9 protein-coding genes and 1 pseudogene are annotated in these 11,429 nt (G+C 69.8%); 7 read left to right on the forward strand and 3 right to left on the reverse strand.

Features of this window, described 5'->3' with window-relative positions; all coding sequences use genetic code 11:
- Positions 1-6 precede the first annotated feature (6 nt).
- The 3 genes from AB4Y42_RS06530 to AB4Y42_RS06540 all read right to left on the reverse strand — a co-directional run bounded on the left by AB4Y42_RS06530 (position 7) and on the right by AB4Y42_RS06540 (position 2,054).
- Positions 7-765: a glycosyltransferase family 2 protein gene (locus tag AB4Y42_RS06530; protein ID WP_368691754.1), complete on the reverse strand. Its 759-nt coding sequence runs from the start codon at positions 763-765 to the stop codon at positions 7-9.
- A gap of 240 nt (positions 766-1,005) precedes the next feature.
- Positions 1,006-1,722, reverse strand: a complete 717-nt coding sequence (gene fabG / locus AB4Y42_RS06535; RefSeq protein WP_368691753.1) for a 3-oxoacyl-ACP reductase FabG — start codon at positions 1,720-1,722, stop codon at positions 1,006-1,008.
- A gap of 71 nt (positions 1,723-1,793) precedes the next feature.
- Positions 1,794-2,054 (reverse strand): phosphopantetheine-binding protein, encoded by a 261-nt coding sequence (locus tag AB4Y42_RS06540; RefSeq protein ID WP_133186676.1) that lies wholly within the window; start codon positions 2,052-2,054, stop codon positions 1,794-1,796.
- A 527-nt stretch (positions 2,055-2,581) separates the two neighbouring features.
- Here AB4Y42_RS06540 and AB4Y42_RS06545 point away from each other — a divergent pair.
- The 7 genes and pseudogenes from AB4Y42_RS06545 to AB4Y42_RS06575 all read left to right on the forward strand — a co-directional run bounded on the left by AB4Y42_RS06545 (position 2,582) and on the right by AB4Y42_RS06575 (position 11,424).
- The gene (locus AB4Y42_RS06545) at positions 2,582-3,238 is read left to right on the forward strand and encodes a hypothetical protein (RefSeq protein ID WP_368693708.1); all 657 of its coding nucleotides are present in this window, start codon (positions 2,582-2,584) and stop codon (positions 3,236-3,238) included.
- 68 nt (positions 3,239-3,306) lie between these two features.
- Positions 3,307-5,091, forward strand: coding sequence for an AMP-binding protein (locus AB4Y42_RS06550; RefSeq protein ID WP_368693981.1), 1,785 nt, complete (start codon positions 3,307-3,309; stop codon positions 5,089-5,091).
- Positions 5,088-5,993: pseudogene (locus tag AB4Y42_RS06555) on the forward strand (acyl-CoA synthetase); the annotation flags it as partial. The gene AB4Y42_RS06550 and the pseudogene AB4Y42_RS06555, both read left to right, overlap by 4 nt.
- A 224-nt stretch (positions 5,994-6,217) precedes the next feature.
- On the forward strand, positions 6,218-6,787 hold the full coding sequence (locus tag AB4Y42_RS06560; RefSeq protein WP_368693982.1) for an outer membrane lipoprotein carrier protein LolA: 570 nt from the start codon (positions 6,218-6,220) through the stop codon (positions 6,785-6,787).
- Positions 6,787-9,330, forward strand: a complete 2,544-nt coding sequence (locus tag AB4Y42_RS06565; protein ID WP_368693709.1) for an MMPL family transporter — start codon at positions 6,787-6,789, stop codon at positions 9,328-9,330. Before AB4Y42_RS06560 ends, AB4Y42_RS06565 begins: the two co-directional genes overlap by 1 nt.
- Entirely contained in the window at positions 9,327-10,187 is an 861-nt protein-coding gene (locus tag AB4Y42_RS06570; protein WP_368693710.1) for a polysaccharide deacetylase family protein, read from the forward strand. The genes AB4Y42_RS06565 and AB4Y42_RS06570 overlap by 4 nt, the downstream gene beginning before the upstream one ends.
- Positions 10,188-10,218: 31 nt before the next feature.
- On the forward strand, positions 10,219-11,424 hold the full coding sequence (locus AB4Y42_RS06575) for a beta-ketoacyl-[acyl-carrier-protein] synthase family protein (RefSeq protein WP_368693711.1): 1,206 nt from the start codon (positions 10,219-10,221) through the stop codon (positions 11,422-11,424).
- The last annotated feature ends 5 nt before the right edge of the window (positions 11,425-11,429 follow it).

Here is an 11,429-nt window from a genome sequence, read left to right on the forward strand (position 1 = left end):
CAGCGATCAGGGCAACAGGCGCCTGCCGAGCAAGCGCGGCAGGCGCAGCGCGAACCCGCTCACGAGCCGCAGATGCATGCCCGCGAGCAGCAGGTTGTCGCGCACGTAGTTGAAATGCGAGACCCCGCCTTCATCGGCGCCGAAGTAACGCACCGGCGCTTCGATCTGGATGGGCCGCACGCCGGCCCAGCACAGGCGCACGGCCGCTTCGGGATCGAAGTCGAAGCGGCGCATCCACGTCTGGCGGTGCATGATCGCCTTGAGCGGCGCGATCGGGTACACGCGAAAGCCGTACAGCGAATCGCCGATGCCGGCCCACAGCGTCTCGAAGTCGGCGAAGAAGTTCGACAGGCGCCGTCCCTGCACGCGCAATTGCGGCGCGCTCGCGTCGAACTTCGGCAGGCCCAGCACCATGGCTTCGGGCGCGGCCTGCGAGGCGGCCATGAATTCGGGAATCAGCGCGGCGGGGTGCTGGCCGTCGGAGTCCATCGTCAGCACGTGGGTGAATCCGCGCGCCGCGGCGGCTTCGAGCCCCGCGAGCACCGCGCCGCCCTTGCCCCGGTTGTCGGGCAGCACGATGACGTGCAGGCCGGGGTCGTCGTTGGCCATGGCCTGCAAGCGCGCGGCGCTGCCGTCCGTGCTGCCGTCCACCACGACCCACACGGGGTTCCATTGCGCGCGTGCGCCGCGCACGGTCTCGTCGAGCTTGGCGCCCGGGTTGTAGCTCGGGATCAGGACGAGATGCGTGGACGAAGGCGTGGCCATGGCAGCGGGGGCTTCGACAGCGTGAGACCCTGAAAAAATTCTAGGTCGCGCCGCTGCGCGCGCATAACCGCCTGGGCGGACGTCCGGCGCATCGTGCGCGGGGACGTCGTATCCGGATGCTTCGGCGCTCGCGCCCGTGCTGGTGCCGGGCGCGGAGCGCGACTGCCGCTTTGCGTCGAAGGGTTGCACAGACACTCGTATTTCCTCAGAGGATGCAGCAGCGGAAAACGCGCCGCGTGTTCAGGCCAGGCCGCCGTTGATCGAGAGCACTTGCCCTGTCACATAGGCGGCCGCATCGGACACCAGGTATGCCACCATGCCCGCGACTTCCGCCGGCTGGCCGGCGCGCTGTGCGGGCACGAGCTGCTTGATGCGCTCGGCGGGAAACGCGTGCTCCGCCATCGGCGAAGCGATGATGCCGGGCGCCACGGCGTTCACCGTGATGCCGCGCGAGGCCAGCTCCAGCGAGAGCGATTTCGTCGCGCCGATCAGCCCGGCCTTCGCGGCCGCGTAGTTCGCCTGGCCGCGATTGCCCATCACACCCGCGAGCGAGGCGATGTTGACGATGCGCCCGTGGCGCGTGCGGATCATCGGCATGAGCAGCGGCTGCGTCACGTTGAAAAAGCCGTTGAGCGAGACGTCGATCACGCGGCGCCATTGCTCCCGCCGCATGCCGACTAGCGGCGCGTCGTCGTGAATGCCCGCGTTGTTCACCAGGATCTGCACGGGCGCGTCTTCCACGAGCCGCGCGAGGGCGGCTTCGGCCGCGTCGGCGTCGGTCACGTCGAAGGCGATGGCGTGTGCGCTGCCGCCCGCCGCGGCGATGCGCTGCGCGACGGCCTCGGCTTCGGCCAGACGCCGGTTCGCGTGCACCCAGACCTCGTGGCCCGCCTGCGCGAGCGCCACGCTGATGGCCTGCCCGAGTGCGCCGCTGCCGCCTGTCACGAGTGCACGCATGGGTGTTCCTCCCTCAATCCTGGCCAGGTGCTGGCCGGCGCCGGCAGTCATGGCACCGTGCGCCGCGCACGTCAGCGCACGCGGTGCGCCGCGACATAGGCGGCCAGCGAGCCGAGCGTCGCGAAGATCTTTTCGTTTTCCGGATTGTCCGAGCGCAGCTCGAAGCCGTACTTCTTCGAGATCAGCAGCGCAATTTCCAGAATGTCGATCGAGTCGAGCCCGAAGCCTTCGCCGTAGAGCGGAGTGTCGGCACTCACTTCGTCGAGCGAGACATCTTCGAGATTCAGCTCTTTCACGATCTGCGTGGCGAGCTCTTGTTCCAGTGCGTTCATCATGCGTGGGCTCTCCGGGCGTGCGGGCCGAAAGCGCCGGCCACCCGTTTTTAGGGTTCGTTTGATGTAAAAGTTACCAGGATTCTAAGTGAAGGGTATCGGTGCGTATACCGTGCTCCCAGGCGAAAGGGTTACAGAGGGTCGGTGCCAGGCGGCGCGCATTTTTGGGATCGGAACGCGCGAGACGCTTGCACGGCTTCGGGCCTGTCTCGATCGGACAAAAGCCCTGCCTGGCGCGATTCCGAACATTCAGTTACAAACCGGCGTCTGGCAGGACAGGTGATCGGGTCCCGCCAATCTTAAAATGTGCGTGCCCGAGCGAGCTTGCAAGAAACCGGCCCGATACTTGCGTTTCTTATGATGTTTCGTGGCGCTTGCCGAACCCTACGATTCACTTACGACTGTATTTGCGATATTTGCCAGATGCCTTCTTCGCTCAGCCAGACCGCCCCGGGTCGCACCGGGGCCAACCGCCCGCCGGCGCCGTGCTCACGGCGCCCCGGCGTGAGCGTGCGCGGAGTCAGGCGATGAGCGCGCTGGCTGCAGCGGCGCGCGCGGCGCTGGGCGTGGCGGCCGTGGCCGCCTGGCAAATCGGCGCGCATTACGCGGTGGCGACGCCGGGCGCGCACGGTTTCGGCCTGGCCATGGCGCTCGTGCCCCCGCTCGCGATCGCACTGGCCGCCGCCGCGCGCTCGTCGCGCCGGGCGTGGCTGCTGCCGCTGTGGACGCTCGTGGTGCTCGCGCTGTGGTTCATGCGCACGCCGCTTGCTTTGCACTTTGAATGGGGACTGTATCTGGAGCATGTGAGCTTCAACCTCGCGATGGCGCTGCTGTTCGGGCGCACGCTCGCGGCGGGGCGCGTGCCGCTTTGCACGCAGTTCGCGTCGATGATCCACGGCGGCGCGCTACCCCCGGCCGTCGCGCGCTATACGCGCCAGATCACGCTCGCGTGGACGCTCTTTTTCGTCGCGATTGCCGGCGTTTCGACGCTGATGTTCGCGGTTGCACCGATCGTCGCGTGGTCGACGTTCGCCAACTATCTGGCGTTGCCGCTCGTGGCGGTGATGTTCGTCGCCGAGCACGCATGCAGGCGTTTCGTGCTGCCGGGCGAGCCGAATGCCGGCATGCTCGACGCGATTCGCGCATACCGGCAGACGACCCAGGCGCACGCGGAGCATTCCTGATCATGGATGCCGCTCGCCAGCCTGAGTCAAAGCAGGAAACAACGCAGGAATCCGTATTGACTGAAGTTATGCAGACTCATCCGCTCGTTTTTCATACGTCGCCCGACCAGGTCATGGCCTGGCGCGACGGCGCGCCCGTCACGGTGCGCGCGTTCCTCGCCGATGTCACGCGTGTGGCCGCGGCGCTGCCGGCGGGCGGCCACGTGTTCAACGTTTGCCGCGACCGCTACCGTTTCACCGTGGGCCTGTGCGCGGCGCTCGTGTCCGGGCGCATCAGCCTGCTGCCCTCCACGCAGACGCCGGAGACGGTGCGCCAGCTCGCCTCGTTCGCCCCCGACGCGTTCTGCCTGCACGACGCGCCCGATTGCGCGATCGACCTGCCGCGTTTCGCGTATCCCGAAGCCCGGCAGGAAGCCGATGCGCACGTGCCGTTCGTCGTCCCGCAGATCGACGCCTCGCGCGTCGCGGCCTACGTGTTCACGTCGGGGTCCACCGGCGCGCCGGTGCCGCATGCCAAGACCTGGGGCGTGCTGGTGGCGGGCGTGCGCGCGTCGGCCGAGCGGCACGGCCTGCTCGCCGCGCCCGACTGCACGATCGTCGGCACGGTGCCGCCGCAGCACATGTACGGCTTCGAAGTGACCGTGCTGCTGCCGCTGATCGGCGGCTTCGCGTTCAGCAACCGGCTGCCGTTCTATCCCGTCGATATCCGCGACGAACTCGAAGCGGTGCCGCACCCGCGCGTGCTCGTGACCTCGCCGATCCATCTGCGCGCGCTGCTCGCCACCGATCATGCGCTGCCGCCAGCCGAGCTGGTGCTCTCCGCCACCGCGCCGCTTTCGGAAAAGCTCGCGCTCGAAGCGGAAGCCCGCCTGAAGGCGCCGCTCGTGGAAATCTACGGCAGCACCGAAACCGGCCAGATCGCGACGCGCCGCACCGCGAAGGGCGCAACGTGGCAACTGTTCCCGAAGGTTCGCTTCGAAGCGCGCGCAAGCGCGGCTGAGGACGACGAAGGCCCGACGATGTGGGTCTCGGGCGGCCACGTGGAAGAACCGGTGCCCATGGGCGACGCCATCGAGCTGCTCGACGCGCAGCGTTTCCTGTTGCACGGGCGCAAGGCGGACCTCGTCAACATCGCGGGCAAGCGGACCTCGCTCGCCTACCTCAACCATCAGCTCAACGCGATTCCGGGCGTGGTGGACGGCGTGTTCTTCATGCCCGCCCACCTCGAGCACGATGTGCACACGGGCCACGACGTCGTGCAGCGCCTCGTCGCGCTCGTGGTCGCGCCCACGCTTGCGCTCGCCGATCTGCAGCGCGCGCTGCGCGAGCGCATCGATCGCGCGTTTCTGCCGCGTCCGCTCCTGTTCGTCGATGCCCTGCCGCGCAACGGCACCGGCAAGCTGCCGCACGACGTGCTCGCGGCGTTCGTCGCGCAGCAGCTGCGCGGCGGCCTCGCGCCGGCCGCGCAGGAAACGGGCGACGCTTTGGCCAAACCCGCGTCCACGCTTTCGTTCACGATTCCGGCCGATCATCCCGCGCTGCCTGGGCACTTCCCGGGGCACCCGATCGTGCCCGGCGTCGTGCTGCTCGATCACGCCATCGACGCGATCGGCGACGCGCTGAACCGGCCGTTCGACACGTTCACGCTCAGCACCGCGAAATTCCTGAGCCCGGCCGCGCCCGGCGAAACGCTCGACCTCGCGTGGGACGCGGCGGCGAGCGGCGCGATCCGCTTCACGCTGCGCGCGGGCGCGCGCGATGTCGCGAGCGGCGTCATCAGCGACGAACCCGCCGCTGCACCCGGCGCTGAGCCGCTCACGCGCGCGAGCGCGCAAACCGGAGCGCAGCGATGACGAAGCGCACCGACTGGGCGAACCAGCAGGAGCGCAGCAACACGCTGCTCCTGCGCGTCATGACGTGGCTCTCGCTGCGCCTCGGCCGCCGCGCGGGCCGCGCGCTGCTGCATTTGATCGCGCTGTATTTCGTGCTGTTTTCGCCGCGCGCGTGCGCGGCCTCGCGCGACTACCTGCGCCGCGTGCTGGGCCGCCCGGCGCACTGGCGCGACATCTATCGCCACGTGTTCACGTTCGCCTCGACGATCCACGACCGCATCTATCTGGCGAACGCGCGCTTCGACATGTTCGATATCCGCCCGCACGGCCATACGCTCGTGGACGAGACGCTCGCCAAGGGGCGCGGTGTGTTCCTGATGGGCGCGCACCTCGGCAGCTTCGAGATCGTGCGCGCGCTCGGCCGCACGCGGCCCGACCTGCGCGTGGTCGTGACGATGTACGAAGAGAACGCGCAGAGGATCAACGCGACGCTCGCGGCCGTGAATCCCGCGGCGAAGCCCGAAGTGATCGGGCTCGGCCAGGTCGGCTCGATGCTGAAGGTGCACGAGCGTCTCGACCAGAACTGCATGGTGGGCATGCTCGCGGACCGCACGCTGCTCGCCGACGACGCCGCCACCATGCGGCGCATGGCGTTTCTCGGCGAGCCGGCGGCGTTCCCGCTCGGGCCGCTCTACATGGCCGCGATGCTCAAGCGCCCGGTGCTCTTCATGACGGGTCTGTATCGCGGCGGCAATCGCTACGACGTGCACTTCGAAACGCTGGCGGACTTCACCGACGTGCCGCGCGAGGCGCGCCAGCGCGCCATCGACGCGGCGCTCGTGCGCTACGTCGCGCTGCTCGACCGCTATTGCCGCAAGGCGCCGTACAACTGGTTCAACTACTACGACTTCTGGCAGGGCGGCAGGCAGGGCGCGATGGTTGGCACACCGGCATCGGCAACGGCGGCGGCAAGCGCCGCGGCCCGTGCGCCGGCCCCGGCCCCGGTGCGCCGCCGCGAAACGCGCCCCCATGCCGAGCTTCCCGTGCACGAGGTGACCGACGCATGAGGGCGAACCGCCGTTGCGCAACCTTGCGCGCCCGCTGCCTGCGCGCGCTGGCGAGCGCCGCTTTCATCGCCGCGGCCACCATGACGGCGGCCGCGCCTGGCGTGCCGGCACAGGCTGCCGAAACCGCGCAGCCCGCCTGGACGCTCGACCGCCTGATGTCCACGCTCGCGCAGCACAAGTCCGGCCGCGCGAGCTTCACCGAGACGAAGTACCTCTCGATCGCCACGCAGCCCGTGGAGTCGTCGGGCGAACTCGTGTTCGTCGCGCCCGATCATCTGGAAAAGATCACGCAGAACCCCAAGCCCGAGCACCTCGTGGTGGACGGCGACATGCTGACCGTGCAGCGCGAGAACCACAAATACACGCTGGCGCTCGCGCGCTATCCCGAGCTGGGCGCGTTCATCGAGAGCATTCGTGCGACGCTCGCGGGCAACCGCTTCGCGCTGGAGCAGGTGTACAAGGTCGCGCTCACGGGTGAGGGCGACGACTGGACGCTCACGCTCACGCCGCTCGACTCGCGCATGCGCAAGGTGGTGAACACCATCACGATAGACGGCACGCGCGACGCGATGCGCAGCGTCGCGATCCAGCAGGCGGACGGCGATCATTCGGTGATGCGCCTGCACGCCCTTTCCGCGGACGCGAACTGATGGACCCGCGCGCCCATCCGGTCCTTGCGCGCGGCTTCGCGCTCGTGCAGCGCCGCGCCGTCGCGGTGTGGCTGCTGTGCCTCGTCGCGTGCGCGGTGGCGATCGGCCGCGCGAATTTCACCGCCGATCTCTCGGCGTTTCTGCCGCGCTCGCCGAGTCCCACGCAGCAAGTGCTCGTCGATCAACTGCGCGACGGCCTGGCGTCCCGGCTCATTCTGATCGGCATCGACGGCGGCTACGAGAGCACGCGCGCGGAGCTTTCGCGCCGCGTGGCGGCGAGCTTGCGCGCCGACCCGCAATTCGTGGCGATTCACAACGGCTCGGGCCAGAACGACGCGCGCGACGAGCAGTTCATGTTCGCGCACCGCTATGTGCTGAGTCCGGCGGTCACGCCGCAACACTTCTCGGAACAGGGGTTGCACGAAGCGCTGGGCGAGAGCCTCGATCTGCTGACCTCATCGGCGGGGCTCGTTGCCAAGGACCTGCTGCCGCGCGACCCGACGGGCGAAGTGGCCGCGATGGTCGGACAGCTCGACAGCGCGGCGCAGCCCGCGAGCCGCGGCGGCGTGTGGGCCTCGCGCGACGGCCGGCGCGCCGTGCTGGTGGCGCAAACGGCGGCCGCCGGCTCCGACACCGACGCCCAGTCGCACGCCATCGACGCCGTGCGCGCCGCCTTTGCCGCCGCCACGCGCAGCTTGCCCAATGCTTCGGCCTACCAGGTATCGCTGACGGGGCCGGGCGTGTTCGGGGTCGCCACGCGCGACGCCATTCGCCACGACGTCGAACGCCTCTCCACGCTGAGCCTCGTGCTGATCGTCGCGCTGCTGCTCACGCTGTACCGCTCGCCGCGCACGCTGGGGCTCGGGCTCTTGCCGGTGTTCTCGGGCGTAGCGGCGGGCATTGCCACGGTTTCGCTCGTGTTCGGCACGGTGCATGGCTTGACGCTCGGCTTCGGCACGACGCTGATGGGCGAGGCGGTGGACTACTCGATCTACCTGTTCGTGCAGTCGTCGCAGGGCGGTCCCCGCGGTGCGCCGCAGGGCCGCGAGACGATGCGGGCCTGGCTCGCCGCTTACTGGCCGACCATTCGCCTTGGCGTGCTGACCTCGGTGTGCGGCTTCGCGACGATGCTGTTCTCGGGCTTCCCCGGCCTCGTGCAACTCGGGCTCTATTCGATCGCGGGCCTCGCGAGCGCCGCGCTCGTCACGCGCTTCGTGCTGCCGCAGCTGTGCGGTGGCGCAGTCGCGATTCGCGATGTGTCGCGCATCGGCGCAGCGCTCGCGCGTCTGGCTCACGCCGCGCCGCGCCTGCGCTGGCCGCTCGCGGCGCTCGTGCTCGCCGCGCTGGCGTCCCTCTGGCTGCATCGCGACGACCTCTGGAGCCACGAGCTTTCCTCCTTGAGCCCCGTGCCCGCCGCGAGCCAGGCGCTCGACACGCGCCTGCGCGCGGACGTGGGCGCGCCCGACGTGCGCTATCTCGTGGTGATTCCGGCCGCGAGCGAGCAGGCCGCGCTCGAAGGCGCGGAGAAGGTCGGCGCGCAGTTGCAGCCGCTCGTCGAGCGTGGCGTGCTCGGCGGCTTCGAGAGCCCCGCGCGCTACCTGCCGAGCGACGCCACCCAGCGTGTGCGCCTCGCGAGCCTGCCCGGCAAGGACGTGCTCACGGCGCGCCTGCAAGAGGCGATCAAGAACCAGCCGGTGGACGTGAGGCCCGACGCCTTTACGCCTTTCCTCGCCGACGTCGAGGCGGCGCGTAACGCGCCGCTCGTCACGCGTGCGGACCTCAAGGGCACGTCGATGGCGCTCGCCGTCGACGCGCTCCTGACCCAGCGCGACGGCCAATGGAGCGCCATGCTCGCCCTGCGCGCGCCGCGCAATGCACAGAGCGCACAGGCCGCGAATACGCCGAGCCTCAACGCCGGTTCCGTGAGCGACGCCGTCGCCCGCGCGGACGTGCCGGGTGCACTCTTCGTCGACCTGAAGGCCGAAGCCGACCGCATGTACGTGGACTACGTGCACGAAGACATTCGCCTCTCGCTCGCGGGTTTCGTCGTCATCGTCGTGCTGCTGGTGTTCTCGCTGCGCTCGTTCTCGCGCGCGGCGAGGGCGCTCGCGCCGCTCGTCGCGGCGGTGCTGGTCGTGGCGGCGGGATTCGCGCTGGCGGGCGTATCGCTCACCATCCTGCACCTGGTCGGCATGCTGCTGATCGTCGCGGTGGGCTCGAACTATGCGTTGTTCTTCTGCAAGCGCAACGACGCAGCGGGCATCACGCCGCGCACGCTCGTCTCGCTGCTCGTCGCCAATCTCGCGACGGTGGCGGGCTTCGGCCTGCTCTCGCTGTCTCATGTGCCGCTGCTCGAAACGTTCGGGCTGACGGTCGGGCCGGGCGCGATGCTCGCGCTCGTGTTCGCGGCGATTCTCGCGCCGCCGCTCGTGCACAGCGGCGCCGAGGCGCGCGTGAGCGCCGATATCCGCGACGAGCGGCGGCCTGCTCGCCCGCGTAGCGAACGCGCGCAGATGACCCACCCGCACGGAGGCCGCGCATGAACTCGGCTTCGTTGCGCGCTACGCATGTGACGCCCGCGTCCGCCACGGCGCGCCGCTGGAAGCCGTCGCCCTACATTTACGGCGCGGCGGCGTTGCACGCGGGCGCCGCCGCCGCCGCGGTCGCACAGCCGCACGCGTGGCCGTGGGCCGCGGGCAGCGTGGTTGCCTCGCATCTCGCGCTGACCGCCGCGGGTCTGTGGCCGCGCAGCGCGCTGCTCGGCCCGAACTGGACGCGCCTGCCCGAACACGCGGCGCAGCGCATCGCGCTCACCATCGACGATGGTCCGGACCCCGAAGTGACGCCGCGCGTGCTCGACTTGCTCGACCGTTTCGATGCGCGCGCGACGTTCTTCTGCATCGGCGATCTGGCGCGCCGCTACCCGCATCTGGTCGAAGCGATCGTGGCGCGCGGCCATGCCGTCGAGAACCATAGCCAGCGCCATCGGCATACGTTTTCGCTCTCGGGGCCGCTCGTGATGAAGCGCGAGATCGCGGCGGCGCAGCGCACGCTCACCGAAATCGCGGGTACGCCGCCGCGCTTTTTCCGCGCACCGGCGGGCCTGCGCAATCCGTTCCTCGAGCCGGTGCTGTGCGGTCTCGGCCTGCACCTCGCGAGCTGGACGCGGCGCGGCTTCGACACCTGCGCGAAAGAGGCCGGCACGGTCACGCACCGTTTGCTCGATGGCCTCGCTGCGCGTGACATCCTGCTCGTGCACGACGGGCACGCGGCGCGCGACGCGCGCGGCAAGCCGCTCGTGCTCGACGTGCTGCCGCCGCTCCTGCGCGCCGCCGCCGAACGCCAGCTGCAGTGGACCACGCTGCGCGCGTGCCTCGACGGCGAAGCCGGTCAACCCTGATTCCACCGCTGCGCCAAACGGAACGACTGACGTGAAACCACTGATCCTTTCGCATTTCACCGCTACCAGCTGCCTCGGGCGCGGGCTCGACGCGACGCTCGACGCGCTGCGCGGCAAGCGCGGGGGCCTCGCGCGCTGCGACTTCGCGCGCGCGGACCTCGATACGTGGATCGGCGAGGTGGCGGGCCTCGACAGCGAGACGCTGCGCGCCGATCTCGCGGACTACGCGTGCCGCAACCACCGTCTCGCGCAGATCGGCTTCACGCAGGACGGTTTCGCCGAACACATCGAGGCCGCCGTCGCGCGCTATGGCGCCGAGCGGGTGGGCGTGTTCGTCGGCACCAGCACTTCGGGCATTCTCGAAACCGAAAACGCCTACCGGCAACGCGACCTGGAAAGCGGCGCGCTCAAGCCTGGCTTTCACTATGCGCAGACGCACAACCCGTTCGCGTTGGCCTCGTTCGTGCGCGCGTACTTCGGCCTGCGCGGCCCGGCCACGTCGATTTCTTCGGCCTGCTCTTCGGGCGCGAAGGTGTTCGGCTCCGCGCGCCGCATGATCGAAGCGGGGTTGATCGACGCGGCCGTAGTGGGCGGCGTCGATTCGCTCTGCCTGACGACGCTGTACGGTTTCAACTCGCTCGAACTGCTGTCGCGCGATCCGTGCCGCCCGTTCGACGTGAACCGCAATGGCATTTCGATCGGCGAGGCCGCGGCGTTCGCCTTCCTCGAGCGCACGCCGGACAGGCTGGACGACGACGCGATCCTTCTGCTCGGCGTGGGCGAATCGAGCGACGCGCATCACATGTCGTCGCCGCATCCCGACGGGCTCGGCGCGCGCGCCGCGATGGCGCAGGCGCTTTCCACCGCGGGCGTGGCCGCCGGCGAAATCGGCTACATCAATCTGCATGGCACGGCCACGCCGAGCAACGACGTCGCCGAAAGCCGCGCGATCAACGCGCTGTTCGAGCGCACGCCGTGCAGTTCGACCAAGGGCGCGACAGGGCATACGCTCGGCGCGGCGGGCGCGCTCGAGGCCGTGATCGCGGCGCTCGCGCTGCGCCATCGCTTCGTGCCCGCCGGCGTCAACACCACGCAGCCCGACGCCGCGCTCGGCCTCGACTATGTGCTGGAAAGCCGCGAGGCGCCAATCGGCGCCGCACTGAGCAATTCATTCGGGTTTGGCGGCACGAACTGCAGCCTCCTGTTCGGCCGCGCGGACCGCGCACATCACGGATGACCGCC

It is taken from the genome of Paraburkholderia sp. EG286B (assembly GCF_040965655.1).
Taxonomy (GTDB): Bacteria; Pseudomonadota; Gammaproteobacteria; order Burkholderiales; family Burkholderiaceae; genus Paraburkholderia.